Source organism: Streptomyces sp. RK62 (assembly GCF_018070255.1).
GTDB classification, from domain to species: Bacteria; Actinomycetota; Actinomycetes; order Streptomycetales; family Streptomycetaceae; genus Streptomyces; species Streptomyces nigra.
In genome coordinates this window covers 203,590-229,497 of sequence record NZ_JAGPYD010000007.1, presented here as the reverse complement: position 1 = coordinate 229,497, position 25,908 = coordinate 203,590, and the positions used below count along the sequence as shown (strand labels likewise).

Sequence of the window (25,908 nt, the reverse complement as noted above, 5' to 3'; positions counted from 1 at the left end):
TTTCGGGGGCTTTTCAGCCGGGCGATCCGGACACTCCGGCGGGCCCGGCTCAGCCGTAGGTGTCGCCCGGGCCCGTGCTGCCGGGGGCGCGCAGGGGGCCGTAGCGGCGGGCGGGGCCTCCCGGGCCCTGCACCTTGATCTGGCGGACGGACCCGTGGCCCAGGTCCTCGTTCAGGCGGGCGACCAGCGTCGGCGCGAGCAGCCGCAGATTCGTCGCCCAGGCCGTGGAGTCGCAGCGCACGACCAGGACCCGCTCGCCCTCGTCGTACCGCTCGGGTACGCAGTGCTTGGCGACGTCCTCGCCGACGATCTCCGGCCAGCGGCCCATGACGCCGCCCACGGCGGCCGGGGTCTCCCAACCGCGTTCGGTGATCAGGCGGTTGATGGCCGCGCCGAGCGCGAGGGGATCGCGTCCGTCGGCCCGCGCGCCGGAGCGCAGGCCGCCCCCGCGCCGCGCCTGCTTCTTCTGGTGGGCCGCGTCGCCACGCGCGCGTGCCTGCTCCTTGGCCGCGCGCAGCGCCACGCGCGCGAGGTCGATTCCGGAGGGCTCGGGCGTTTTGCCGGGCGCCGCGTCGCCGGACGAGCCGGCGGATTCCTTCTCGGACGGCCGGTCGCTCATACGCGCTCCACCGTCCCCTCGGACACGGCGTACCGCGCCCCGCTCAGCACATGCGGTACGTCGTCGTCGACCGCGGCGGTCACGAGGACCTGCTCGCCGGGCGCGACCAGCTCGGCCAGGCGCTCCCGGCGACGGCTGTCCAGCTCGGCGAAGACGTCGTCGAGGAGCAGCACCGGCTCGTTGCCCTCGGCGCGCAGCAGGTCGTAGGAGGCCAGGCGCAGCGCCAGCGCGTACGACCAGGACTCCCCGTGCGAGGCGTACCCCTTGGCGGGCAGCTGGCCCAGCTTGAGCAGCAGGTCGTCGCGGTGCGGCCCGACCAGGGTGACGCCGCGTTCGATCTCCTGCTTGCGGGCCTCGGCGAGCGCCGCCATCAGCTGCTCGTACAGGTCGTCGCGGGTGTGCGCCTCACCGGGGGCGGACGGCTTGTAGTCCAGGGCGACCGGGCCGCCGCCGGGGGCCAGCTGCTCGTACGCCTTGTCGGCCAGCGGCTGGATCGCCGCGATCAGGTCGAGGCGCTGGGCGAGCAGTTCCGCGCCGGCGCGCGCGAGGTGCTGGTCCCAGACGTCCAGGGTGGACAGGTCCATGGACCGGCCGCCGTGCCTGCGGGCCAGCGCGGCGGACTTCAGCAGGGTGTTGCGCTGCTTGAGCACACGCTCGTAGTCGGATCGGACGCCCGCCATCCGCGGGGAGCGGGCGGTGATCAGCTCGTCGAGGAACCGCCGGCGCTCGCCGGGGTCGCCCTTGACCAGCGCGAGATCCTCCGGGGCGAACAGGACGGTCCGTACGATGCCGAGTACGTCACGTGGTCTGACCTGCGACGATCTATTGATACGGGCGCGGTTGGCCTTGCCCGGGTTCAGCTCCAGCTCGACCAGCTGGGTGCGCTCGCCCTGCCGCACCTGGGCCCGGACGATCGCGCGGTCGGCGCCCATGCGCACCAGCGGGGCGTCGGAGGAGACGCGATGGCTGCCGAGGGTGGCGAGGTAGCCGACGGCCTCGACGAGGTTCGTCTTGCCCTGCCCGTTGGGGCCGACGAACGCGGTGACGCCCGGGTCGAGCGGGACCTCGACCCGGGCGTACGAGCGGAAGTCGGCCAGCGAAAGATGCGTGACATGCATGGTCGTTCGCCGACCTCCCCCAACGTATGGTTCAACCGTCCCCAGCTGTGGACAACCGGGGGTGTCCAGGGTGCCAGATCGGCCACCCCGGACCATGGACCGCCTCCGCCCGCGGCCGTGACCGCGGCGGAGGGCGGATCACTTCTTCTCGACCGCGTGCCCGCCGAACTGGTTCCGCAGGGCCGCGATCATCTTCATCTGCGGCGAGTCGTCCTGCCGCGAGGCGAAGCGCGCGAACAGCGAGGCCGTGATCGCGGGCAGCGGAACCGCGTGGTCGATCGCGGCTTCCACAGTCCAGCGTCCCTCGCCGGAGTCCTGTGCATAACCCCGGAGACCGTCCAGGTGCTCGTCCTCGTCGAGGGCGTTCACCGCGAGGTCCAGCAGCCAGGAGCGGATGACCGTGCCCTCCTGCCAGGAGCGGAAGACCTCCCGGACGTCGGTCACCGAGTCGACCTTCTCCAGCAGCTCCCAGCCCTCGGCGTAGGCCTGCATCATGGCGTACTCGATGCCGTTGTGGACCATCTTCGCGAAGTGGCCCGCGCCGACCTTGCCGGCGTGCACCGAGCCGAAGTCGCCCTCGGGCTTGAGGGCGTCGAAGACCGGCTGCACCTTGGCGACGTCCTCCTCGGAGCCGCCGTACATCAGCGCGTAGCCGTTCTCCAGGCCCCAGACGCCGCCGGAGACACCGCAGTCGACGAAACCTATGCCCTTGGCCGCCAGCTGCTCGGCATGCCGCTCGTCGTCCGTCCAGCGGGAGTTGCCGCCGTCCACGACGACGTCGCCGGGCTCCAGCAGCTCGGCCAGCTCGTCGATGGTCGACTGGGTCGGCGCACCCGCCGGGACCATCACCCAGACCACGCGCGGGCCGGGGAGCTTGCCCACAAGCTCTTCCAGGCTGTGGACATCCGCGAGGTCAGCGTTGCGGTCGTATCCGACGACGGTGTGGCCCGCGCGACGGATCCGTTCGCGCATGTTGCCGCCCATCTTGCCGAGGCCGACGAGACCGAGCTCCATCAGTTGTGTTCCTTCGGTTGCTGTGGCGTGTGAGGCACCTTCGTACCCGCGTACGAGCCTAAACCCGGACGTCCGCGCACAGCTGTGGGCATACGCGCTCATACGTACACCCTCACCTGGGGGTTTCCCGGGGTTTCCCCACAGGCCGGAGCCGCTTCGTCCCCGGCCTGTGGACAACCCGCGGTTACCGCGGCCGGATCAGCCGCTCAGGCGCACCGGCATGATCAGGTACTTGTAGGCCTCGTCCGCCTCGGCGTCCAGGGCCGGCTTGCCACTGAGCAGCGCGGGCTTGGTGGACGTCGTGAACGACAGCTGCGCCACCGGGGAGTCGATCGCGCTCAGGCCGTCCAGCAGGAAGGTCGGGTTGAAGGCGATCGAGATGTCGTCGCCGTCCAGCTGGGCTTCGACCCTTTCCACAGCCTGTGCGTCGTCGCTGGACCCGGCCTCCAGGATGAGCACGCCCTGCTCGAAGCTCAGCCGCACCGGCGTGTTCCGCTCGGCGACCAGGGCCACGCGCTTGACGGCCTCGACGAAGGGCGCCGTCTCGATCACGGCGACCGAGTTGAACTCCGTCGGGAACAGCGTGCGGTACTTCGGGAGGTCGCCCTCCAGCAGCCGGGTCGTCGTCCGGCGGCCAGCGCCCTCGAAACCGATGAGGCCCTCGCCCGCACCGGAGCCGGAGAGCGCCAGGGTGACGCTGTCGCCGCTCGTGAGCGCCTTGGCGGTGTCCAGGAGCGTCTTGGCGGGCACCAGGGCGACCGCGGACGCCTCCGGGTTCTCCGGCTTCCACAGGAACTCACGGACCGCGAAGCGGTACCGGTCGGTGGAGGCCAGCGTGACGGTGTCGCCCTCGATCTCGATGCGCACACCGGTGAGGACCGGCAGCGTGTCGTCGCGGCCGGCCGCGATGGCGACCTGGGCGGCGGCGGAGGCGAAGACCTCACCGGGGACGGTGCCGGTGGCGGTGGGCATCTGCGGCAGCGACGGGTACTCCTCCACCGGCAGGGTGTGGAGAGTGAAGCGCGAGGAGCCGCAGACCACGGTCGCCCGTACACCGTCTGTGGAGATCTCCACCGGCCGGTTGGGGAGCGCGCGGCAGATGTCGGCGAGGAGGCGGCCGGACACCAGCACGGTGCCCTCCTCCTCGACCTCGGCCTCCACGCCCACCCGGGCGGAGACCTCGTAGTCGAAGCTGGACAGGCTCAGCTGACCGTCCTCGGCCTTCAGGAGGAGGCCGGCGAGGACAGGCGCCGGCGGACGGGCCGGGAGGCTGCGCGCCGCCCAGGCCACGGCCTCCGCGAGTACGTCGCGTTCCACCCGGATCTTCACTGTTGCCGCCTCCTGCTGTTGCCGGCGCTTCTCGGCCTGCCTGGCTTCGTCGTCTGTCTCGGTGTCGTCGGCCCCAGTGAGGGGAAGGACACCGGGAACAGTCTGACGCACCCCACTGACAGTAGGTGCCTCTCGGGGTCAAGTCGTGACGTGGGGCAGCCGGGAGCCGGACGGCGAGTTGTGCACAGGGCCCTCTTCGAAACGAATTCCCAGCTCTCTCTAGTTGGGAGTAGTAGTAGGGCCTGTGGATACCGTGGATAACCTCGTTTTCCCAGCTCAAGGCCGAGATTTTGTCCACCGGGCCTGTGGGTGGAGGCCGTGGACAACCGGCCGCTTCTGTGGAGAACGGAAAGTTCTGCACATCCCGTGCACAGGCAGGGGCGACTTCTCCCCAGCGCCGTCCCCAGCTTTACCCGCCTTTCCCACAGGGCAACCCGGCACCTTCGTGTGACGCCTTTCACTCGCCCCGGTGAGGAGCCGCGTCGCGTTGCCGAACAGTGGACAGCGGTGTGGAGAAGCTGGGGATCACTGGGGACAACCGGCTCCAGCCTGTGGGTTGCCCGTGGACAACTCCGTGCACAGGCTGTGGATCTCCGCGTCGTCCACAGTCTGTGGAGATCGTTCGTCCACGAATCCACAACCGGCTGACCTGGCCTGATGGCCTTTCAACAGGCCGCCCTGTGGACGCAGTCTGGACAACTTTCCGGTCCCCAGGGTGTGGACGCGAGAAAGTCGCCGAATCTGTGGAGGAAGACCGTAACCCGGCAGGTAATCGAACAGCCGCCGTCGCGGGCCGGCACCCGCGGCATGCCGCCGGACATGACGAAGGGCGCCTCCAGGTCTCCCGGGAGGCGCCCTCGACGGTGTGCCGGCGGCCCTCGACGGGCCGGCGGCGGGCTGGGTCAGCCGTTCTTGATGCGGTTGGTGAGCTCGGTGACCTGGTTGTAGATGGAGCGCCGCTCGGCCATCAGATTGCGGATCTTGCGGTCGGCGTGCATCACCGTGGTGTGGTCACGGCCCCCGAAGAGCGCGCCGATCTTCGGCAGCGACAGGTCGGTCAGCTCACGGCACAGATACATGGCGATCTGGCGGGCCGTGACGAGCGCCCGGCCGCGCGAGGTGCCGCACAGGTCCTCGACCGTGAGCCCGAAGTAGTCGGCGGTGGCGCCCATGATCGCCGTGGAGGTGATCTCCGGGGCCGAGTCCTCGCCGCCCGGGATCAGGTCCTTCAGCACGATCTCCGTCAGGCCCAGGTCCACCGGCTGCCGGTTGAGCGACGCGAACGCCGTCACCCGGATCAGCGCGCCCTCCAGCTCACGGATGTTCCGCGAGATCCGGGAGGCGATGAACTCCAGCACCTCCGGCGGGGCGTTGAGCTGCTCCTGGACCGCCTTCTTGCGCAGGATCGCGATCCGGGTCTCCAGCTCGGGCGGCTGGACGTCCGTGATCAGACCCCACTCGAAGCGGTTGCGCAGCCGGTCCTCCAGGGTCACCAGCTGCTTGGGCGGCCGGTCGCTGGAGAGCACGATCTGCTTGTTCGCGTTGTGGAGCGTGTTGAAGGTGTGGAAGAACTCCTCCTGCGTCGACTCCTTGTCCGCGAGGAACTGGATGTCGTCGACGAGCAGGATGTCCATCTCGCGGTACCGCTTGCGGAAGCTGTCGCCCTTGCCGTCACGGATCGAGTTGATGAACTCGTTCGTGAACTCCTCCGAGCTCACGTACCGCACGCGCGTGCCGGGGTAGAGGCTGCGCGCGTAGTGCCCGATCGCGTGCAGCAGGTGCGTCTTGCCGAGCCCCGACTCCCCATAGATGAAGAGGGGGTTGTACGCCTTCGCCGGCGCCTCGGCGACGGCCACCGCGGCCGCGTGCGCGAAGCGGTTGGACGCGCCGATGACGAACGTGTCGAAGAGGTACTTCGGGTTCAGCCGCGCGGTGGGCTCACCGGGGCCGGGCGCCGGCGCGGGCTGCGCGGCGAGCGGGCCGGGGGCACCGGAGGCAGGAAGGTTCGAGCCGACCGGCCCGCCGCGGTGCACATGACCGGAGCCGGGCGGCGGATCGGGCAGCTCGCGGCGCGGACCGCGGTCGTACTCCGTGCGCGGCTGGTCGTAGTCCGGGCGCTGCTGCTCGTACTCGGGCCGTTTCTGCTCGTACTCGGAGCGGTGGTCCGAACGGCGGTCCGACCGGTGATCCGAGCGGTGCTGGTCGTGGTCGGGGCGGTGCCCGTCGTACGACGACCGCTCCACCGGCTGCGGCCGGTAGTCCTGGGACGGCGAGCCGTAGGAGTCCTGGCCGTACGACTCCTGGCCGTAGGACTCCTGCGGCGAGGCGTACGGGTCCCGCTCCGGGAAGCCGAGGCGCTGCTGCTGCCAGCCGTAGTCGTCCTGGGACGGGCGCGGCCAACTGCCCGGCGCGGGCTCGGAGCGCTGGTACTCGCCCGGGTAGGCCGGACGCGCGTTCGGCAGCGGGTCGGACCGGTGGTCGTCGGCCCGGTGCCGGCCGTAGCCCTCGTACGACGGGAGCTCCGGCTCCTCGTAGCGGGGCTGGGAGGACTGGGGGGACTGCTGTGACTGCGGCGGCTGCTGGGACGAGGGCGCCGGCGGGGCCGGGGGCTCGCCCGCCGAGTCGTCGACGGTGATCGCGATACGGATCGGACGCCCGCACTCACGGGTCAGGGTCTCGCTGACGACCGGGGCCAGCCGGCCCTCCAGTACGCCCTTCGCGAATTCGTTCGGTACGGCGAGCAGCGCGGTGTCGGCGACCAGCGCGAGGGGCTGGCAGCGCCGGATCCAGTGCTCGTCCTTCGCCTCCACACCCTGCCCGCGGCCCTCACCGAGGAGCTGCTCGAGTACTCGTGGCCACACTGCGGCAAGATCGGCAGGTACGTCAGCCACAGGGCACGCTCTCTCACGGGTCCCACGAACGTGTGATTGTGGGACGGGTCGGGATTCAATCGGGTGGAGTCAGAATCTGGGGGGACAAGGGAACGAATCGGAGTTCCGTCACGGTAGTCAGCGCGACGGGTACGGTTCAAGTCGTTGTCCCCAGCCTGTGGATAGTGTCCCCCAGTCGCGGCTGGTTTGACCGGATGGCGTAGCCGCGCGTACCGTAACCAGGTCGAGTTGTCGATGGCTGCTGCCGCCTGCCTCCGATGGGCACAGGTCACGTCAGGTGATCGGATAGCGGTGCACTCGGGCGTAACTGCGAGCTACTCGTGGGCGCACGGTGACAGCCAGGACGGCACCCGCCACCACCGATTGATTTCTGGAGCCCCCGAGTGAGCAAGCGCACCTTCCAGCCGAACAACCGTCGTCGCGCGAAGACCCACGGCTTCCGGCTGCGTATGCGCACCCGTGCCGGCCGCGCGATCCTCGCGTCCCGCCGTAGCAAGGGTCGCGCCCGTCTGTCCGCCTGATCCCGGTCAGGTCATGCCGTCGTGCTGCCCACCGAGAACCGGCTGAGGCGGCGCGAGGACTTCGCGACCGCGGTACGACGAGGGCGTCGGGCTGGACGCCCGCACCTCGTCGTCCATCTTCGTAGCGGTGCCACGGACCCGCATGCGCCTGGGGAGAGCGCTCCCCCGACGCGTGCGGGTTTCGTCGTGAGCAAGGCCGTGGGTGGTGCAGTCGTGCGGAACAAGGTGAAGCGCAGGCTTCGCCATCTCATGCGCGATCGAGTCGACCAGCTGCCCCCCGGTAGCCTGGTAGTCGTACGAGCGCTACCCGGTTCGGGTGACGCCGACCATGCACAGCTGGCCCGAGACCTGGACGCCGCTCTGCAGCGGCTCCTGGGAGGGGGCGCGCGATGAAGTACCCGCTGCTGGCTCTGATCAAGCTGTACCAGTGGACGATCAGTCCGCTGCTGGGCCCGGTGTGCAAGTACTACCCGTCGTGTTCCCACTACGGGTACACGGCCATCGACCGGCACGGTGCGATCAAGGGCACGGCGCTCACCGCCTGGCGCATCCTGCGATGCAACCCGTGGTCACTGGGCGGTGTGGACCATGTCCCGCCGCGCAAGCGTCCGCGGTGGCACGAGCTGCTGCGCAACGCATGGCGCGCACGCAAGGGCGGGCCCTCCGCCGCCGAAACGGCCATTGAAGAGAATGTTCCTTCGAGCCCGGCCGCAGAGACCTCGCCCCATGCCCAAGGAGCATGATTAGTGGACACGATTGCCAGCCTCTTCAGCTTCATCACGACACCCGTCTCATGGGTCATCGTCCAGTTCCACTCGGTGTACGGCGCCATCTTCGGCGAGGACACCGGATGGGCCTGGGGCCTGTCCATCGTGTCCCTGGTGATCCTGATCCGTATCTGCCTGATCCCGCTCTTCGTGAAGCAGATCAAGGCGACCCGGGCCATGCAGACGCTCCAGCCCGAGATGAAGAAGATCCAGGAGCGCTACAAGAACGACAAGCAGCGTCAGTCCGAAGAGATGATGAAGCTGTACAAGGAGACGGGCACCAACCCGCTCTCCTCGTGCCTTCCCATCCTGGCGCAGTCGCCGTTCTTCTTCGCCCTGTACCACGTGCTCAACAGCATCGCGAACAACGACACCGTCGGTGTCATCAACCAGAGCCTGCTGGAGAGCGCGCAGAAGGCGCACATCTTCGGGGCCCCGCTGGCGGCGAAGTTCACCGACAGCAGCTCTGACGTCGCTGCGCTCGACGCCTCGCTGACCACGGTCCGCATCGTCACCGCGGTCATGATCGTCCTGATGTCGGCGTCGCAGTTCTACACGCAGCGCCAGCTGATGACGAAGAACGTCGACACCACGGTGAAGACGCCGTTCATGCAGCAGCAGAAGATGCTCATGTACATCTTCCCGGTCATGTTCGCCATCTTCGGCATCAACTTCCCCGTCGGTGTCCTCGTCTACTGGCTGACCACCAACGTGTGGACCATGGGCCAGCAGATGTACGTCATCCACAACAACCCGACCCCGGGTTCCAAGGCTCAGGCCGCCTACCTGGAGCGTCTGACCAAGCGCGTCACGCAGCACGGCAAGGTCCGTGGGCGCGGTGAGAAGGCCATCGTCAAGGCGATCGTCGCCAAGGGCCGTGACCGCAACGAGCACGAGCGCAAGTTCATCAACGGTCTGTCCAAGGCGAACCTCGCAGCGCAGCCCGACGGCACCGTGATCAAGAGCGAGGGCGCCGTCGCCACCGTGACCGAGGACGGCACGCCGGCCGGTGGTGCTCCCCGGCGCCAGCAGCCGAAGCGCCAGAGCAAGTCGCAGCGCCAGGCCCAGAAGCAGGGCGACGAGCCGACGTCGCTGACGAAGTCCGACGCGCCCGAGGACGCCAAGCCCGCCGCGGCCAAGAAGCCCGCGCAGAAGTCGTCCGGCCAGGGTCGCAGCAAGGCCCAGTCCGGGCAGCGCAAGGGCGGACCGCAGCGCCCCAAGTCCCCGTCCAAGAAGTAAGAAGGAGCCCATCCCGTGACGGAAGGCACCACCTCCGCCGCCGCCGAGGGTGCAGACACCCTGACCCGCCTGGAGCAGGAGGGCGAGATCGCGGCGGACTACCTCGAGGGTCTGCTGGACATCGCCGATCTCGACGGCGACATCGACATGGACGTCGAGGCCGACCGCGCCGCTGTGTCGATCATCAGCGACGCTGGCGGCCGCGACCTGCAGAAGCTGGTCGGGCGTGACGGCGAGGTGCTGGAGGCGCTGCAGGAGCTCACGCGTCTCGCCGTTCACCGGGAGACCGGGGACCGCAGCCGCCTGATGCTGGACATCGCGGGCTACCGCGCCAAGAAGCGTGCCGAGCTCTCCGAGCTGGGTGCCAAGGCCGCCGCCGAGGTCAAGAGCTCCGGCGAGCCGGTCAAGCTGAAGCCGATGACGCCGTTCGAGCGCAAGGTCGTGCACGACGCGGTCAAGTCGGCGGGGCTGCGCAGCGAGTCCGAGGGCGAGGAGCCGCAGCGGTTCGTCGTCGTTCTGCCCGCCTGATCGGCCTTACGTTCTCCCGGCCCCGTCTGCCCGCAGGCGGGGCCGAACTTTGTCAGCGATAGTTCTCGTGGTTCTGGTGCAGGCGCCCGGTGCGTCGCACCGTACGGAAGGACGGTCCCCGTGACGGAGGCAGCGGAGCTTCCCCCCGCGCCCGAGCAGGCACGTGAAGTGTTCGGCGATCGCTTCGCGGACGCGGTCCGCTACGCCGAACTGCTCGCCGAGGCGGGTGTGCAGCGTGGTCTGATCGGGCCACGGGAGGTGCCTCGTCTGTGGGAGCGGCATCTCCTGAACTGCGCGGTGCTCTCCGAGGTCGTGCCCGAGAACGTGACGGTGTGCGATGTGGGCTCGGGTGCCGGTCTGCCCGGTATCCCGCTGGCCCTGGTCCGGGAGGACCTGAAGATCACCCTGCTGGAGCCTCTCCTGCGGCGGACGACCTTTCTGACGGAGGTCGTGGAACTGCTGGGCCTGGACCATGTGACCGTCGTCCGCGGCCGCGCCGAAGAGGTCATGGGGAAGCTGCAGCCCGTCCATGTCGTGACCGCCCGCGCGGTGGCTCCGCTGGACCGGCTGGCGACCTGGGGCATCCCCCTGCTGCGGCCCTATGGCGAGATGCTGGCCCTCAAGGGGGACACCGCCGAGGAGGAGCTGAAGAGCGCCGCCACCGCCCTCAGCAAGCTCGGCGCGGTGGGCACGTCCATCCTCCATGTGGGTGAGGGCGTCGTGGACCCGCTGTCCACGGTCGTCCGGGTCGAGGTCGGGGAGAGCCCGGGCGGTGTGCGGTTCGCGGCGAAGCGCGCCAAGGCCGCCAGGACGGGACGCACCCGCCGTCGTCGCTGATCCGTCCTGACGACGAGACGTACTCCACACAAGCTGGCCAACCTACCCATGCCGGAGTGTCGCGACAGTTCGGCCTCGGCTGCTGTGCATCGTGTTTCACGTGAAACGTCGCTCACTGTTGCACGGCATCATCAGCCGCGGCCGCGCTGCTGCCGAACCTCGAGATCGGAAGCCTCTCGGTTCTCTCGGAGAGGGTGCTCCTGACAACAAACCGTCCCCTACGAGGGGCACGGAGTTGTCCACAGAGGTGGATTTCTCCACAGAACACCAGGCCTCACTGGTTCACGACACCGAAGACATGGGAGGCTCTGTTCATTGCGAGCCTGAAGTCGAGGAGAGTGAATCCTTGCGGTCCGACGCCAACATCGCGGGACCGATGACCGATCCGGTCCCCGGTCCCCGTACCGAGTCAGCGGGGGAGGATGTTTCACGTGAAACACCGCCTCCGATGGACGACACTCCCATCGGTCGTGCTGCCCAATTGGCGGTGGAAGCTCTGGGCCGCGCCGGCGAGGGTCTGCCACGGCCTGAGCAGACCCGTGTCATCGTTGTCGCCAACCAGAAGGGCGGCGTAGGGAAGACGACCACCACCGTCAACCTTGCCGCGTCCCTGGCTCTGCACGGCGGCCGTGTGCTGGTCATCGACCTCGACCCGCAGGGCAACGCCTCCACGGCTCTGGGAATCGACCACCACGCCGAAGTCCCCTCGATCTACGACGTACTGGTGGAGAGCAAGCCGCTCTCCGAAGTCGTCCAGCCGGTCCCCGATGTCGAGGGACTCTTCTGCGCCCCGGCCACGATCGATCTCGCCGGTGCGGAGATCGAGCTGGTCTCGCTGGTGGCGCGGGAGAGCCGACTGGAGCGGGCCATCAAGGCGTACGAGCAGCCCCTGGACTACATCCTCATCGACTGCCCGCCCTCGCTCGGCCTGCTCACGGTCAACGCGCTGGTGGCCGGGCAGGAAGTCCTCATCCCGATCCAGTGCGAGTACTACGCCCTGGAGGGCCTGGGCCAGCTCCTGCGCAACGTCGACCTGGTACGGGGGCACCTCAACCCCGCCCTGCATGTCTCGACGATCCTGCTCACCATGTACGACGGCCGGACCCGGCTCGCGTCACAGGTCGCGGACGAGGTGCGCACCCACTTCGGCGAGGAGGTGCTGCGGACGAGCATTCCTCGCTCGGTCCGTATCTCCGAGGCGCCGAGCTACGGGCAGACGGTACTGACCTACGATCCTGGATCGAGCGGTGCCCTGTCTTATCTTGAGGCGGCACGAGAAATCGCTCTGCGGGGCGTCGGCGTGAACTACGACCCGACGCAGGCCCATATCGGGGCCCAGAGCAACCCGAACATGGTGGAGGGGATCCAGTGAGCGAGCGACGGAGGGGGTTGGGCCGTGGTCTTGGCGCGCTGATCCCTGCTGCCCCGACGGAAAAGACCGTGCCCCCGCCGGCGCTGGGTGGCAGTGCCGGTACGTCGGCTGCTGCCCCGGCGCTGAGTGACCGCGGTGTGGCCGCGGCCAAGGTGGCGACCCTGCCGCCTGTTTCACATGAAACAGAGGAGCTGCCCTCGCACAGCTCCGCGGAGACGCCCTCGGCTCCCATGGGTGCCCACTTCGCCGAGATCCCGCTCGACGAGATCACGCCTAACCCGCGTCAGCCGCGAGAGATCTTCGACGAGGACGCTCTGCAGGAACTCGTCACCTCTATCCAGGAGGTCGGTCTCCTCCAGCCGATCGTCGTACGTCAGCTGGGTCCCTCCCGCTACGAGCTCATCATGGGCGAGCGGCGCTGGCGGGCCTGCCGTGAGGCCGGCCTCGAAGCGATCCCGGCGATCGTGCGGGCCACGGACGACGAGAAGCTTCTCCTGGACGCCCTCCTGGAGAACCTGCACCGTGCGCAACTGAACCCGATCGAAGAGGCGGCGGCTTACGACCAGCTGCTGAAGGACTTCAACTGCACGCACGACCAGCTGGCGGACCGCATCGGCCGGTCCCGTCCGCAGGTCTCCAACACGCTGCGTCTGCTGAAGCTCTCGCCCAAGGTGCAGAACCGTGTGGCGGCCGGTGTGCTCTCCGCCGGGCATGCCCGGGCTCTCCTCTCGGTCGATGACCCGGAGGAGCAGGAGCGGCTCGCCTACCGTGTGGTGGCCGAGGGCCTCTCTGTCCGGTCCGTCGAGGAGATCGTGACGCTGATGGGCTCGCGCCCGCAGAAGGCTCCTCGCTCCAAGGGTCCGCGGGCCGGGTCGGTGCCCTCACCGGCGCTGTCCGACCTGGCGACTCGTCTCTCGGATCGATTCGAGACGCGGGTGAAGGTCGAGCTGGGGCAGAAGAAGGGCAAGATCACCGTCGAGTTCGCCTCTCCGGAGGACCTGGAGCGGATCCTCAGCACGCTCGCTCCGGGGGAGAAGCTCGCGCTACAGAAGAGCCTTCTCGGCGAGGACGACGAGGACGGCGAGGGCTGAGGCAGGGCTGCTCTCATCGAGGGCTCGGATCAGTTTTCTGATCGTGAGTGCGGGTCGTGTCCGGTGTGTTCCGGAACATGGCCCGCACTTTGCTTTGATGCGGTATCGATGGAATCGCATCGTGGATAGCATGCGATCGGGTATGGCGCATCCACTGGGCAAGACCTCTAAGGGGAGGCGGGGTCCATGCGAACGGTGAGCCGCACCGGACTGATGAGCGTGGCCTTGGGCCTGGGGGCGGTCGGCGGATTCGTCGGCAGCCTGCTCAAGGAGCGGAGCGCCCTGACAGCCGCCCGTGATGCCGCGGGCGAAGGAAGCGAGGAACAGCCTTCATGGGGCGTCGGCTCGTACCGCTCACGCTTGACAACCTTCCGGACCTTCCCAAGCGCTGCCGCTCGTGTGTCTTCTGGGAGCTCGACCCGGTCAGCGGTGAGGCAGCGGTAAAGGCGGGCACTGCCGCTCTGGAGAAGGAAGCCTGGATCTCCGCCGTCCTGCTGGACTGGGGCTCCTGCGGCCGGGTCGTCTATGTGGACGAGGTGCCGGTCGGCTATGTGCTGTACGCGCCACCGGCGTATGTCCCCCGCTCGAGCGCGTTCCCCACAAGTCCCGTGTCACCGGACGCCGTGCAGTTGATGACCGCGTTCATCGTGCCCGGCTATCAGGGGCAGGGTCTGGGCCGGGTGATGGTCCAGACGGTCGCCAAGGATCTGCTCCGGCGGGGCTTCAAGGCGATCGAGGCGTTCGGGGACGCGCGGTGGAAAGAGCCCGCGTGTGTGCTGCCTGCGGACCATCTCTTGGCGGTGGGCTTCAAGACGGTCCGCCCGCACCCCACGACACCCCGTCTGCGGCTGGAGCTGAGGACGACGCTCTCCTGGAAGGAAGACGTCGAGATGGCGCTCGACAGGCTGTTGGGTGCTGTGCAGAAGGAACCGGCGCTGCGGCCTCTCTAAGCTCTGCGGCGCCTGAGACTCCTTATGGCAAGCCGGCACCCGGCAGACGAAAATGGGCCAACCCCGAGGGGCTGGCCCATTCGTGTTTCACGTGAAACATCACTCAGCGATGAAGTCCTCGAGGTCGCGGACGATCGCGGCCTTCGGCTTCGCACCGACGATGGTCTTGGCGACCTCGCCGTTCTGGTAGACGTTCAGCGTCGGGATGGACATGACGCCGTACTTGGCGGCCGTACCCGGGTTCTCGTCAATGTTCAGCTTGACGATCTCGATCTTGTCGCCGTACTCGGCGGCGATCGCCTCGAGGGAAGGAGCGATCTGGCGGCACGGACCGCACCAGGCGGCCCAGAAGTCCACCAGGACGGGCTTGTCGCTCTTGAGGACGTCCTGCTCGAAGGATTCGTCGGTCACGGTCTTCAGGGTGCCGGCCACTGCGGGCTCCTTAACTAGTGATGCGTGGGGCGGGTGAGGTTCAGACTGCGGTCTTCTCGGGCTCGGCCTGTTCCTCGTCCGCCAGGGCGGCGAGGAAGCGCTCGGCGTCCAGGGCGGCGGAACAACCGGTGCCGGCCGCGGTGATGGCCTGGCGGTAGGTGTGGTCCACGACGTCACCGGCGGCGAAGACGCCAGACACGTTGGTGCGGGTGGAGGGGGCGTCGACCTTGAGGTAGCCCTCCCCGTCCAGCTCCAGCTGGCCCTTGAACAGCTCGGTGCGCGGGTCGTGGCCGATCGCGATGAAGAGGCCGGTGACCGCCAGGTCCGAGAGCTCGCCGGTCTTGACGTTGCGCAGCTTGAGGCCGGAGAGCTTCTGCTCACCCTGGACCTCGGCCACTTCGCTGTCCCAGACGAACTTGATCTTCGGGTCGGCGAAGGCGCGGTCCTGCATCGCCTTGGAGGCGCGCAGGGTGTCGCGGCGGTGCACGATCGTCACGGACTTGGCGAAGCGGGAGAGGAAGGTGGCCTCTTCCATCGCGGTGTCGCCACCGCCGATGACGGCGATGTCCTGGTCCTTGAAGAAGAACCCGTCACAGGTGGCACACCAGGACACGCCACGGCCGGAGAGGGCGTCCTCGTTCGGCAGGCCGAGCTTGCGGTGCTGCGAACCGGTCGCGACGATGACGGCCTTCGCCCTGTGGACGGTGCCGGCGGTGTCGGTGACGGTCTTGATCTCACCGGTCAGATCGACGTTGACGATGTCGTCCGGAACCAGCTCGGCGCCGAAGCGCTCGGCCTGGGAGCGCATGTTGTCCATGAGCTCGGGGCCCATGATGCCGTCCTGGAAGCCCGGGAAGTTCTCCACCTCGGTGGTGTTCATGAGCGCACCACCGGCAGTGACGGCGCCCTCGAACACCAGCGGCTTCAGCGACGCGCGCGCGGTGTAGAGCGCCGCCGTGTAGCCGGCGGGCCCGGAGCCGATGATGATCACGTTTCGGACGTCGCTCACGGCTTGATTCCTCGTCTCTGGAATACGTCGTCGGACCGGTGAGAACTCCCTTGGAAGCTCTCACCCCACCCAACGGATCCTAAGGGGCGCGCATTCCCGCTGTGTCAGGGCACACGGTGATGCCCCCTCTACGGGTTGCCATGCCTGAGGTCGACCAATCGCCGGGCGTTCAGGAACGCGCGTAGGACTCGGTCAGAAGAACCTGGGCCTTGCTCGTCGTCGGGTGCTTCACACAGGTCGCGTCCATCAGATAAGCGGTGACCCGCGTGACATCGGAGGCATCCGGGAGGACGACGAGCAACGCGTCCTTGCCCTTGTAGACGCCTTCCTCAGCGGCGAGTGCGCTGTCGTCGCGGCCGATGCCCTTCTGGACGCACTCCGGCACGTTGATCTCCCGCAGGACCCGCGGCCTCTTGGTGTCCGCGCCGCCTTCCACACCCATGCTTCGGTTGGGATTACGGGAGGCCGGTCCGGACTGCGCTGTCTTGTCGAGGAGGTCCGCGACCTTGCCCTCCAGCTTGTCCGCGGAGAAGGTGTCGGACGCTGTGTGGTCCCCTCCCGCAGTGGGGCTGGAACCTCCGCCGTTCACCGCGAAGACCAGCAGCACAGAGCCGAGTCCCAGTCCCACGGCCGTAAAGGCGGCGCCCAGGGCCACCTTGCGGTTCCCCGCCCTCTTCCGGCCCTTGCGGCCGGGGCCGGTGGTCGACGAGCGCGGATGGCCCGCCGGACGGTCCACGGTGGGCGATGTTTCACGTGAAACATGAGAGTCGGCGATGTCCGCGCCGGCCTTCTCGCTCGGCGCCGGCTCCGCCGGATTCTCCGTCGCGGCCGAGCGAGTCAGCGACTCGGCGGCTAGAGCGGCGTCGATGCGTTCGGCCACATCGTCGGGCATCCGTGACGGGACCGGCACCGAGCCGAGCAGTCCCTGGATCTCCTCCAGCGACTCACGGACGTCCGCGCAGAGCTCGCAGTCCTCCAGGTGTCGCTCTATGTCGGCGGCCCGGGACGGAGAGAGCAGGCCCTCGGTGAGGTCGGAGATCTCGGTGACGTCCGGGTGCCCGGCCTTGCCCGTCTTGGATGTCACGCTCGCCCACCTCCGCCCTTCACTGCGGCTGAATCACTCGGACCGTTGTCGCGTGGCTCCGTGTCCTGACCCGTGGCACGTGGACCCGCTGCCGGTGGGACGGATGTCCCCTGCGTCCGGTTCCGCCTCTCGCCCGGATCCTTTCCGGCGGCCCCGCGCTCGGGCCGTAGATGGGCGAGCAGAGGCAGCAGCCGGGCTCTGCCCCGCGCACAGCGGCTCTTCACCGTTCCGGTGGGGACGTCCAGGACCCGGGCCGCCTCCGCGACGGGGTAGCCCTGCATGTCCACGAGGACGAGGGCCGCCCGCTGGTCGGGGGGCAGGGTGCCGAGGGCTTCCAGGAGCTGGCGGTGCAGATCGTTGCGCTCGGCGGGAGCAGAGGCCGACTCGTGCGGCTCCAGGAGCTGCTCGAGGCGCTCGGTGTCGTCGACCGGCGATGTCTTGCGCGAGGCGGCCTTGCGGGCGCGGTCCAGGCAGGCGTTCACCGTGATCCGGTGCAGCCAGGTCGTGACGGCCGACTGGCCCCGGAAGGTGTGGGCGGCCCGGTAGGCGGAGACGAGGGCGTCCTGGACGGCGTCGGCGGCCTCCTCGCGGTCCCCCAGCGTGCGCAGGGCCACCGCCCAGAGACGGTCGCGGTGGCGCCGCACGATCTCACCGAAGGCGTCGGGATCCCCGGCCACGTGCAGGGCGAGGAGGTCCTGATCGCTCGCGTCGCCGTGAGCGGTGCGATCTGTCACGCGGACCCCCTCCCCTGGGACGCAGTCAGCCGGTGAACTTCACTTCGGTGATGGCCTGCTTGTATCCAGGCTGACTGTAGTTGGCGGAGTCGGCGCCGGAGTACGGCATCGCGGTCAGCCACACCAGCACAAAGCGGCTCTTGACCGGCTTCTCGACGGTCACCTTCGCGGAGTTACCGCTCGTCGTCGCCTGGCCCAGCTCCTTCATCGAGCTCAGCGGGGTGGACGAGTCGAGCGTGTCGGTGGCGTACAGCTTCACGGTGGTGTGATCGCCGCCGTACCGGAGGGACAGCGTCGCGGCCGAGAGCTCCTTCTTGGAGCCGAGGTCGTAGACGATGCCGACGCCGGGCTTGATCACTATCTTCGGACCGTCCTTGTAGCTGTTGGTCCGCCATCCCGTCGACGCGTTGTTGTCGTGCGTCAGGTCCACGTCGTTGGGGTGCTGCGCGTCGCCCTCGGCCACGTACTCCTGGGCGCCGGCGATCGCGAGCGGCTTGGACGGCTTGTTCTTGCCGCTGTTCTTGTCGCCTTCGTCCGTCGTCTGCGTCCGGTTGGGGTCGTCGGACTGCTTGCCGCGGTCCATGAGGGCGTCGGCCAGCTGCCAGCTGCCGAGACCCAGGGCGGCGATCAGGAGGGCCGAGACGGCCCACTTGAGGGCCTTGCCGGTACGGCTCTGCAGCGGGGGCGGCGGGGTGGGCACCGGCTGGGTGACGCCGGGACGCGGCGCCGGACGGCCGTAGGTGCCCTGCTGGTAGGTGGTGCGCTGGTAGTCCGGCGGGGCCGTGAACGCGGGCTCCGGCGGGCGGATGCGGGGCATCTCGCCGATGGCCTTAACCAGCTCCTCCGGAGTGGTGCAGGCGGCCTCGTGGCGGGAGGCGGTGGCGCCGTCGTTGGCGAGCGCGCGCATGGCGAGCTCGGACAGCCCGCGGTGCACGCCGGCCCGCACCTGGTCCGGGGCGATCAGTCCGACGTCCTTGGGGAGTCCGGACAGGCCGTAGGCGTCGCTCTCGTAGGGCCAGCGCTGGGTGAGGCAGGCGTACAGCAGGGCGCCGATGGCCTCGGTGTCGGCGCGCTGCGGGGTGTCGGAGCTGATGCCGCGCAGCGCGGCGTTGACCGCGAGACCGCGGATGCGCCACTGCCCGGTCGAGGTGCGCAGTACGGCGTTCGGGTTGAGGCGCAGATGGGCCAGGCCCTCACGGTGTGCGGCGGCCATGGCGGCGGCCACCTGCGTGACCATCTGGTAGGCGTCGTACACCTCCAGCGGGCCAGCGGCGAGGAGGGCCGTCAGCTCCGTGGCGTCGGGCAGCCATTCGTGGACGACGTAGACGACGTCGTCCTCCTCGACGGCGTCGAGGACCTGGACGAAGCGGGGGTCGCCGAGCAGCGCGGACGAGCGGGCCGCGGCCAGCACGGCCCGGGCGCGCGCGTGATCCGCGGGCAGGATGTGGACGCCGACGGCGCGGCGCAGTTTCTCGTCGACGGCACGCCAGCTGCTGAAACCGTCCAGACGGGTGACGCACTCCTCCAAGCGGTAGCGGCTGGCGAGCTTGTGACCGCTGTGCAGCTCGGGCGCCGAGGCCTTCCCGGGACCGTCGGTCCCGCCACTCCCCTGTGCCTCGTCGATGTCCGTGCCCCGCTCCCGATTCGTGGCCACCCCGTCGGCCGTGGACGACTCGTCCGCCTGAGCGGTCAGCGGCTCGTCACCGCTGTTGTCTGCCACGTCGACGGCAGCCGTGCTCCGTTCCGCCACCGTCGTTCCAGCCTCCCCATTCAATGCGCGCCGCCACACCTCGTGCGCGCCGTCCGACGCCGAACCAATTGTGCCCACAGTCCGCCGCTATGCACGACACACGATGACGGACGATGGTTGTGCGCCTACCCCCACCTCAGCGACCCAGGCGCCCGCGGACCATGCCGACGAGCGAGTTCAGTTCCTCGATACGCATCCGCCGGGCGGCCACGAAGAAGACCCCGAGCAGGACCACCCCACCGGCCAGGACGGCGGTGAGCGAGCCGACGACACCCTGGCCGAGGGCCTGGGTGATGCCGTAGCAGGCCGCGCCGCTGAGCAGCGCCGCCGGGACCGACGCGATGCAGAGCCGCGCGTAGGTCCGCGTCACACGGGAGCCGTCCAGATCGCCGCCGAGCTTCAGCCGCAGCCGCCGCCAGGCCACCCCGACGCCGATTCCGTACGCCAGGCCGTAGGAGGCCGCCATGCCCACCACGGCCCAGCGGGCGGGCAGGACGAGGTAGCAGAGGCCCGAGGCGGCGGCGTTGCAGGCGGCGACGATGACCGTGTTGTAGAAGGGGGTGCGGGTGTCCTCGTACGCGTAGAAGGCGCGCAGGACGACGTACTGCACCGAGTAGGGGATCAGGCCGAGGCCGAAGGCCATCAGCATGAAGCCCATGTTCGTGGCCTGGTCGGCGCCGGACGAGCCGAACATCAGGGTGCACATCGGGATGCCGAGCGCCACGAAGCCGAAGGCCAGCGGCACGATCGCCACCGCGGTGGTGCGCAACCCCTGCGAGATGTCGTCGCGGACCGCGCCGGCGTCGTCCTCGGCGGCCGAGCGGGAGATGCGGGGCAGCAGGGCGGCCATCAGGGAGACGGTGATGATGGCCTGCGGCAGACCCCAGATGAGCTGGGCGTTGGCGTAGGCGGCGAAGCCGGTGCCTTCGTCGCCGGACGCGATACCGGCCGCGGTGGACAGCTGGGTGACGACGAGGGCGCCGGCCTGGTTGGCCAGGACGAACAGGATCGTCCACTTGGCGAGCATGGCGGCCTTGCCGAGGCCGTGGCCCCGCCAGTCGAAGCGCAGCCGCATCCGGAAGCCCGTCTCCCGCAGGTACGGGATCATGGCGAGGGACTGGACCACCAGGCCGAGCAGGATGCCGATGCCGAGGAGCCGCTGGCCCTCCGGCGGGATGCTCGTGACGGACATCCCGGAGCGCTCGGCGGTGCCGTACACCCACAGGAACATGCCGAGCGTCACGATGATGACGACGTTGTTCAGGACCGGGGTCCACATCATGGCGCCGAAGCGGCCGCGGGCGTTGAGGATCTGCCCCATGACGACGTGGACGCCCATGAAGAAGATCGAGGGCAGGAAGTAGCGCGTGAAGGTGACGGCCACCTCGTTGGCGGCGGGGTCGTCGGCGACATTGGTCGACAGCGCGCTCACCAGCACGGGCGCCCCGAGCATCGCCAGCGCCGTGAGGGCGGCGAGCGCGACCATGACGAGGGTCAGCAGACGGTTCGCGTACGCCTCGCCGCCGTCCTCGTCGTCCTTCATGGCGCGGACGAGCTGCGGGACGAAGACCGAGTTGAGGCCACCGCCGACGGTCAGGATGTAGATCATCGTCGGCAGCTGGTAGGCGACCTGGAAGGAGTCGCCGAGCAGACCGAGGCCGAGGGCCGAGACGATCAGCATCGACCGGATGAACCCGGTGAGGCGGGACACCATGGTGCCGGCCGCCATGACCGCGCTCGACTTCAGCAGACCGCCGACGCGGCCGCCCTTCTTGGCGACGGGCGCGGGGGCCGGAGCGGGCGCCGGCTCGTCGTTCCCGGGTGCGGCGGCCGGTGCGGCCGTCTGCTGGGTGCCCGGGGCGGGCGCGGGGGACGGGCCGGGGACCGTCGTCGGCTGGTACTGCTGCGGGCCGCCGCCCTGCTGCTGGTCCCGGAAGAGGTGCGCGAAGGCGTCGTGCTCCGGACGCTCCTCCGCCGAGTGCGAGACGAGATCGTCGACGCCGACGTACTGGGTCGTGCGGGGGTCGTCCCCGTACGGCAGGTACTGGGTCGGGCCCTCCGGCTCCGGTGCCGGCGTCTGCGCCCACACGTTCGGGTCGGGGGCGTACGGCGACTGCGGCGGCTGGGAGTAGAGCGGCTGCTGCGGCTGGTAGGTGCCCGGCGGGGGCGGCGGGTGCGCGGCACGGTCGTACAGCGCCTCGGCGACCGGGTCCTGGGCGGTGATGTCCTGCCCCTGGTAGGGGTCCTGGTCGTAGGCGTCCTGGAGGTACATGTCCGGGGGGTGCTGCGGCGGTACCTGGCCATGCTCGGGCGGCGGGCCCTCGGGGTGCCCCGAGCTGCCCGCGGCCTGGCCGCGGTCACCGTCGTACGGCGCGTTCATGGCTACCCCACCTCATCGTCCCGGGCCCACCGGCCACGACTTCGCTCAACGGTCCACTCTCTCACCCGTGCCGGACGGGTCGGCGCTTTCCGCTGCGGTGTCCGGGGTCGGGTCACTCGGCTGCTCGGAGGCGCCTGCCCGGGCTCCGTCGCCCGGCTCCTCCTCGGCGAGGTCCTCGTCCGTGAGACGTTCCGCAGGGCCCTCCGGGTTCTCCGTATCGTCCTCGGACGGGTTCGTCTCCTCGGCCCCGTCCTCCGCGGCCGCACGGGCCGCCGCGCGCTTGCGCTGCGTGTACATACGGAACCCGGCGAGCACCAGCAGCAGGAATCCGCCGCCGATGACCAGCATCACGGTGGCCGTGAACTCGGTGACCTTAACGTCGAACTTGACCGGGTCGCCGTACGCCCGGCCGTCCTCGGTGTACAGCTGCGCGATCACCGTCGCCTTGCCGTTGGCCTGCGCCGACGCCGTGAACTTCACCGTCTGGCTGTGGCCGCCGGAGACCGCGACCTCCTGCTCCTCGTAGGACTCGCCGCCGATCTCGAGGCGCCTCGGAGCGGTCGACCTGAGCCGCAGGACCAGGTGGTCGACCCCCTGCACCAGGTTGTTCTTCACGGTGACGGGGATCGTGGCGCTGCGTCCGGACAGCTTGGTCTCGGACTTGTCGATCAGCGTGACCTGGCCGGCGAGGGAGTCGACGTACGCCTCCACACCGTTGCGGAAGTCCGCGGCGGCGCCCGCGCGGCCGCGCCACGACGTCGACATCATCCGGTTCATGGCCCGCCCGAAGGGGGTCACGACGCGGGACTGGTTGGTGAGGATGACCTTGAACCGGTCGAGCTTGTCCTGCGTGGTGGCGATCTGCGCGAAGGCGCCCCTGGGCAGCTCCCGCTTGCGCAGGGCGGAGGGGTACTTGGAGGCCGCCGGGACCCGTGTGGTGGCGGACGCGTCCGGCTTGGCCGAGGCGGTCGCCGTGAGGTCCTGTGCCTGCGACCACGAGCCGTCCTGCAGCGCCCGGACGGCCTGCGCCATGGTCTGGGCCTGGCTCGCGGTCGGCATGCGCTGCGGGGCGACGACGATGTTGCGCTGCTTGCCGGTCTGGAGGTTCAGGGTCAGGCTCTGCGCCAGGAACCGCTGCACCGCGAGCGTCGAGGTCGAGGCCCGGGTCAGATTGCCCTGGAACAGGGTCGACAGGCGGGCGTCCGCGACGACCGCGCTGGTGCCGCCGCCGATCGGGCGGGCGGCCGACGGGGTGTACGGGAGGCTGTTGTCCTCCGCCAGGCTGTCGCTGCGGGCGATCACCTTGTCCGCGCCGGCGGAGGTGGCGACCTTCACGATCGAGGGGTCGACGGCGCCGTCCACGGGCCAGGCGAAGTCAGTCGCCGGTTCCACGTGGAGGATCGACTCGACGGTGTCCCCGGCGACGTCGGTCGCCTCCTTGTAGTGGTTCAGGGACCCCGTGACGCTCGTGCCGTTGTGCGCGAGGGAGGCCAGGTCGGGGTCGCCGAAGGGCAGGGCGACGACCTCCTTGTCCTGGACGGCCTGCTGCAGGTCGGAGAGCCACTGCTTGGCGACGCCCTGGTGGGTGCCGGGCGTCGTCGTGTCGCCCTCGCCCTGGATGCCGTAGCTCTCCGTCATCGCGTCGACGGTGGCGAGCAGGTCGGGGTCGATCACCCAGGTGACGTCGAGTTCCTTGCCGAGCGCCACCATCTGCTGGAGGCGGCCTCCGGGGGCGAGCTCCTTGGCGAGGTCGTCGTCGTGGAAGACGGGTGTCTGCGACTCGTCAGAGCCGGTCTCGGCCGTCATGTGCGACGTCGAGATCAGCGGCCACAGCACGGTCGTCCGCGTCTTGGTCTCGGCCTCGTCGGGCTGCCACGGCAGGAACGTGCGCTGGATGCCGAGCACCTGCGGCCAGGGCTGGGCCGACGTCTCGCCGGACAGCGACACGGAGAGCTGGTAGACGCCCGCCTGGTCGAGGTCCAGCTTGTCGACGGGCACCGCGATGCTGAAGCGCTGGGAGATGCCCGGGGCCAGCTTGGCGAACTCCTTGACGTACTTCCCGCCCACCGGGTCGCCGTCGAGGCCGGGCTGGTAGGTGGTGCGTCGGGAGATCGTGTCGATGGCCGAGCGGGTGGCCACCGGCTGGCCCAGACGCAGGTCCACCTGGGCGTCGGTGACCGTCCGCTTCCCCCTGTTGGTCACCGTGCCGGTGACCGTGACGGTGTCGCCCTCTCCGGGGACGCCGGGGGTGAGGGAATCCACAGCCACATCGACCGATCCGGGGCCCGAGGCGGCGCTCAGGGAGCCCTGCGGGGCCGCCTGTGCCGACGAGGAGGGCAGCTGGAGCAGACCGGCCAGCAGAGGCGCGCCGGCGAGCAGTGCCCCGGTGCGCCGCAGCCACCGGCGGGCAGGTGAGGGACTGGTCCCCTGGAAGTCTGCCGCCTCGGCCACGCGCTCGTCCGTCCCTAGTCGTCGTCAGTGGTCGTCGGAATGTGCGTCCAGGCATGGTAACGATGCGCGCTGAGGGGAAGTGCCGCGGTCTCCCTCAGCAAGATCGCTTCTGGCGGCCGTTCTGTCAGGTATGTGCCCGTATAAAGGGGAGGGATTTCGTACGGGGCAAGAGCAGATCTTGTGCCTGTATCGACGGAGGTGTCCGTGCCCCTCTCGGAGAGCCGAGGGCGCGCCGGGCAGGGAGCGGTCGCCCGCCCGGGCCACGTACCCTCTTCTGTTGTGCCGAACGCCAACGAAGACAAGCCCAGCGCCCTGAGCGAGGCGCAGCACCGCGCGGTCAGTGAACTGCTGCGGGTCGCGCCCGTCGCCGACGATCTCGCCCGCCGATTCCAGGAGGCCGGGTTCTCCCTCGCCCTGGTCGGCGGATCGGTACGGGACGCGCTGCTCGGCCGGCTCGGCAACGACCTCGACTTCACCACCGACGCCCGTCCCGAGGACGTGCTGAAGATCGTGCGCCCCTGGGCGGACGCGGTGTGGGAGGTCGGGATCGCGTTCGGCACGGTCGGGGCGCAGAAGGACGGCTACCAGATCGAGGTGACGACGTACCGGTCGGAGGCGTACGACCGGACCTCGCGCAAGCCCGAGGTGTCGTACGGCGACTCCATCGAGCAGGATCTCGTCCGGCGTGACTTCACCGTGAACGCGATGGCGGTCGCCCTGCCGGAGAAGGAGTTCATCGACCCGCACGGAGGACTCGAGGATCTCGCCGAGCGGGTCCTGCGGACGCCCGGCACCCCAGAGGAGTCGTTCTCGGACGATCCGCTGCGCATGATGCGCGCGGCGCGCTTCGCGGCCCAGCTGGACTTCGAGGTGGCGCCCGAGGTCGTGGCGGCCATGGCCGACATGGCCGGACGCATCGAGATCGTCTCCGCGGAGCGGGTCCGGGACGAGCTGAACAAGCTGATCCTCTCCTCACACCCCCGCAAGGGTCTGACCCTGCTGGTCGACACCGGGCTGGCCGACCATGTGCTGCCCGAGCTTCCGGCGCTGCGGCTGGAGAGCGACGAGCACCACCGGCACAAGGACGTCTACGAGCACACGCTGATCGTGCTGGAGCAGGCGATGGACCTCGAGGAGAACGGTCCCGACCTGACCCTCCGCCTGGCGGCGCTGCTGCACGACATCGGCAAGCCGCGGACGCGCCGCTTCGAGAAGGACGGCCGAGTCTCGTTCCACCACCACGAGGTGGTCGGCGCGAAAATGACGAAGAAGCGCATGACGGCGCTGAAGTACTCCAACGAGCTCGTGAGGGACGTCTCGCGCCTGGTCGAGCTCCACCTGCGCTTCCACGGCTATGGCACCGGGGAGTGGACGGACTCGGCGGTCCGCCGTTACGTCCGGGACGCCGGCCCGCTGCTGGATCGCCTTCACAAGCTGACCCGCTCGGACTGCACCACCCGGAACAAGCGCAAGGCGGCCGCGCTCTCCCGCGCCTACGACGGCCTGGAGGAGCGCATCGCTCAGCTTCAGGAGCAGGAGGAGCTCGACTCCATCCGCCCGGATCTCGACGGCAACGAGATCATGCAGATCCTCGGGGTCGGTCCGGGGCCGGTCGTCGGCAAGGCGTACCAGCACATGCTGGAGCTTCGGCTGGAGAACGGGCCGATGGATCACGACGCGGCGGTGGCGGCACTCAAGGAGTGGTGGGCCGCACAGGACTGAGGTCCGGGAGAGGCTGTGTTTCACGTGAAACACAGCCGAGGACCGGCTGAGGACCCATTCAGGAGGCACT

The 25,908-nt window shown here is 69.4% G+C and carries 22 protein-coding genes; 10 read left to right on the top strand and 12 right to left on the bottom strand.

Features of this window, described 5'->3' with window-relative positions; all coding sequences use genetic code 11:
• Window positions 1-49: 49 nt before the first annotated feature.
• The 5 genes from KBY32_RS15625 to dnaA all read right to left on the bottom strand — a co-directional run bounded on the left by KBY32_RS15625 (window position 50) and on the right by dnaA (window position 6,971).
• Window positions 50-619: a DUF721 domain-containing protein gene (locus KBY32_RS15625; protein ID WP_210980465.1), complete on the bottom strand. Its 570-nt coding sequence runs from the start codon at window positions 617-619 to the stop codon at window positions 50-52.
• Entirely contained in the window at window positions 616-1,737 is a 1,122-nt protein-coding gene (gene recF, locus KBY32_RS15620) for a DNA replication/repair protein RecF (protein WP_210980464.1), read from the bottom strand. The genes KBY32_RS15625 and recF overlap by 4 nt, the downstream gene beginning before the upstream one ends.
• A gap of 138 nt (window positions 1,738-1,875) precedes the next feature.
• The gene (gnd, locus tag KBY32_RS15615) at window positions 1,876-2,751 is read right to left on the bottom strand and encodes a phosphogluconate dehydrogenase (NAD(+)-dependent, decarboxylating) (protein WP_055621062.1); all 876 of its coding nucleotides are present in this window, start codon (window positions 2,749-2,751) and stop codon (window positions 1,876-1,878) included.
• Window positions 2,752-2,949: 198 nt separating this feature from the next.
• On the bottom strand, window positions 2,950-4,080 hold the full coding sequence (gene dnaN / locus KBY32_RS15610) for a DNA polymerase III subunit beta (protein WP_055621061.1): 1,131 nt from the start codon (window positions 4,078-4,080) through the stop codon (window positions 2,950-2,952).
• 902 nt (window positions 4,081-4,982) lie between these two features.
• The gene (dnaA, locus tag KBY32_RS15605; RefSeq protein WP_210980463.1) at window positions 4,983-6,971 is read right to left on the bottom strand and encodes a chromosomal replication initiator protein DnaA; all 1,989 of its coding nucleotides are present in this window, start codon (window positions 6,969-6,971) and stop codon (window positions 4,983-4,985) included.
• Window positions 6,972-7,354: 383 nt separating this feature from the next.
• On the opposite strand from dnaA, the gene rpmH reads away from it, so the two are divergent.
• The 9 genes from rpmH (at window position 7,355) to KBY32_RS15560 (ending at window position 14,276) form a co-directional block, all read left to right on the top strand.
• Entirely contained in the window at window positions 7,355-7,492 is a 138-nt protein-coding gene (gene rpmH / locus KBY32_RS15600) for a 50S ribosomal protein L34 (protein ID WP_003956500.1), read from the top strand.
• Between the two features lie 21 nt (window positions 7,493-7,513).
• On the top strand, window positions 7,514-7,885 hold the full coding sequence (rnpA, locus tag KBY32_RS15595; RefSeq protein WP_079033564.1) for a ribonuclease P protein component: 372 nt from the start codon (window positions 7,514-7,516) through the stop codon (window positions 7,883-7,885).
• Window positions 7,882-8,235: a membrane protein insertion efficiency factor YidD gene (gene yidD, locus KBY32_RS15590; protein ID WP_055621059.1), complete on the top strand. Its 354-nt coding sequence runs from the start codon at window positions 7,882-7,884 to the stop codon at window positions 8,233-8,235. Before rnpA ends, yidD begins: the two co-directional genes overlap by 4 nt.
• A 3-nt stretch (window positions 8,236-8,238) precedes the next feature.
• The gene (yidC, locus tag KBY32_RS15585) at window positions 8,239-9,498 is read left to right on the top strand and encodes a membrane protein insertase YidC (RefSeq protein ID WP_055621058.1); all 1,260 of its coding nucleotides are present in this window, start codon (window positions 8,239-8,241) and stop codon (window positions 9,496-9,498) included.
• Between the two features lie 15 nt (window positions 9,499-9,513).
• Window positions 9,514-10,026: a R3H domain-containing nucleic acid-binding protein gene (locus tag KBY32_RS15580; protein ID WP_067018228.1), complete on the top strand. Its 513-nt coding sequence runs from the start codon at window positions 9,514-9,516 to the stop codon at window positions 10,024-10,026.
• 120 nt (window positions 10,027-10,146) lie between these two features.
• Window positions 10,147-10,863 (top strand): 16S rRNA (guanine(527)-N(7))-methyltransferase RsmG, encoded by a 717-nt coding sequence (gene rsmG / locus KBY32_RS15575; RefSeq protein ID WP_055621056.1) that lies wholly within the window; start codon window positions 10,147-10,149, stop codon window positions 10,861-10,863.
• Between the two features lie 298 nt (window positions 10,864-11,161).
• The gene (locus KBY32_RS15570; protein ID WP_210980577.1) at window positions 11,162-12,235 is read left to right on the top strand and encodes a ParA family protein; all 1,074 of its coding nucleotides are present in this window, start codon (window positions 11,162-11,164) and stop codon (window positions 12,233-12,235) included.
• Window positions 12,232-13,326: a ParB/RepB/Spo0J family partition protein gene (locus tag KBY32_RS15565; protein ID WP_210980462.1), complete on the top strand. Its 1,095-nt coding sequence runs from the start codon at window positions 12,232-12,234 to the stop codon at window positions 13,324-13,326. The genes KBY32_RS15570 and KBY32_RS15565 overlap by 4 nt, the downstream gene beginning before the upstream one ends.
• A gap of 332 nt (window positions 13,327-13,658) precedes the next feature.
• Window positions 13,659-14,276, top strand: coding sequence for a GNAT family N-acetyltransferase (locus KBY32_RS15560; protein WP_115504412.1), 618 nt, complete (start codon window positions 13,659-13,661; stop codon window positions 14,274-14,276).
• Window positions 14,277-14,375: 99 nt separating this feature from the next.
• Here the strand turns inward: KBY32_RS15560 and trxA are convergent, their stop codons facing one another.
• From trxA to KBY32_RS15525, 7 genes are all read right to left on the bottom strand, one after another.
• A complete protein-coding gene (gene trxA, locus KBY32_RS15555; protein ID WP_055621052.1) occupies window positions 14,376-14,708 on the bottom strand; it encodes a thioredoxin in 333 nt (110 codons plus the stop codon).
• A gap of 40 nt (window positions 14,709-14,748) precedes the next feature.
• Window positions 14,749-15,717 carry a thioredoxin-disulfide reductase gene (gene trxB / locus KBY32_RS15550; RefSeq protein WP_055621051.1) on the bottom strand — a complete coding sequence of 323 codons (969 nt, stop codon included), beginning with the start codon at window positions 15,715-15,717 and terminating at the stop codon, window positions 14,749-14,751.
• Window positions 15,718-15,886: 169 nt separating this feature from the next.
• The gene (locus KBY32_RS15545; protein WP_210980461.1) at window positions 15,887-16,801 is read right to left on the bottom strand and encodes an anti-sigma factor; all 915 of its coding nucleotides are present in this window, start codon (window positions 16,799-16,801) and stop codon (window positions 15,887-15,889) included.
• Window positions 16,798-17,535: an RNA polymerase sigma factor SigM gene (gene sigM / locus KBY32_RS15540; protein WP_210980460.1), complete on the bottom strand. Its 738-nt coding sequence runs from the start codon at window positions 17,533-17,535 to the stop codon at window positions 16,798-16,800. Before sigM ends, KBY32_RS15545 begins: the two co-directional genes overlap by 4 nt.
• Before the next feature lie 25 nt (window positions 17,536-17,560).
• On the bottom strand, window positions 17,561-19,285 hold the full coding sequence (locus tag KBY32_RS15535; protein ID WP_210980459.1) for a protein kinase family protein: 1,725 nt from the start codon (window positions 19,283-19,285) through the stop codon (window positions 17,561-17,563).
• A 136-nt stretch (window positions 19,286-19,421) separates the two neighbouring features.
• Window positions 19,422-21,665: a murein biosynthesis integral membrane protein MurJ gene (gene murJ, locus KBY32_RS15530; protein WP_210980458.1), complete on the bottom strand. Its 2,244-nt coding sequence runs from the start codon at window positions 21,663-21,665 to the stop codon at window positions 19,422-19,424.
• A 45-nt stretch (window positions 21,666-21,710) separates the two neighbouring features.
• Entirely contained in the window at window positions 21,711-24,116 is a 2,406-nt protein-coding gene (locus tag KBY32_RS15525) for a DUF6049 family protein (protein ID WP_210980457.1), read from the bottom strand.
• A gap of 279 nt (window positions 24,117-24,395) precedes the next feature.
• On the opposite strand from KBY32_RS15525, the gene KBY32_RS15520 reads away from it, so the two are divergent.
• The gene (locus KBY32_RS15520) at window positions 24,396-25,838 is read left to right on the top strand and encodes a CCA tRNA nucleotidyltransferase (protein WP_210980456.1); all 1,443 of its coding nucleotides are present in this window, start codon (window positions 24,396-24,398) and stop codon (window positions 25,836-25,838) included.
• The last annotated feature ends 70 nt before the right edge of the window (window positions 25,839-25,908 follow it).

Coding starts and splice junctions, on each gene's coding strand:
- murJ (WP_210980458.1), bottom strand. CDS start 21,665: ATGAACGCGCCGTACGACGGTGACCGCGGCCAGGCCGCGGGCAGCTCG.
- yidD (WP_055621059.1), top strand. CDS start 7,882: ATGAAGTACCCGCTGCTGGCTCTGATCAAGCTGTACCAGTGGACGATC.
- KBY32_RS15625 (WP_210980465.1), bottom strand. CDS start 619: ATGAGCGACCGGCCGTCCGAGAAGGAATCCGCCGGCTCGTCCGGCGAC.
- gnd (WP_055621062.1), bottom strand. CDS start 2,751: ATGGAGCTCGGTCTCGTCGGCCTCGGCAAGATGGGCGGCAACATGCGC.
- recF (WP_210980464.1), bottom strand. CDS start 1,737: ATGCATGTCACGCATCTTTCGCTGGCCGACTTCCGCTCGTACGCCCGG.
- KBY32_RS15560 (WP_115504412.1), top strand. CDS start 13,659: ATGGGGCGTCGGCTCGTACCGCTCACGCTTGACAACCTTCCGGACCTT.
- KBY32_RS15570 (WP_210980577.1), top strand. CDS start 11,162: ATGGGAGGCTCTGTTCATTGCGAGCCTGAAGTCGAGGAGAGTGAATCC.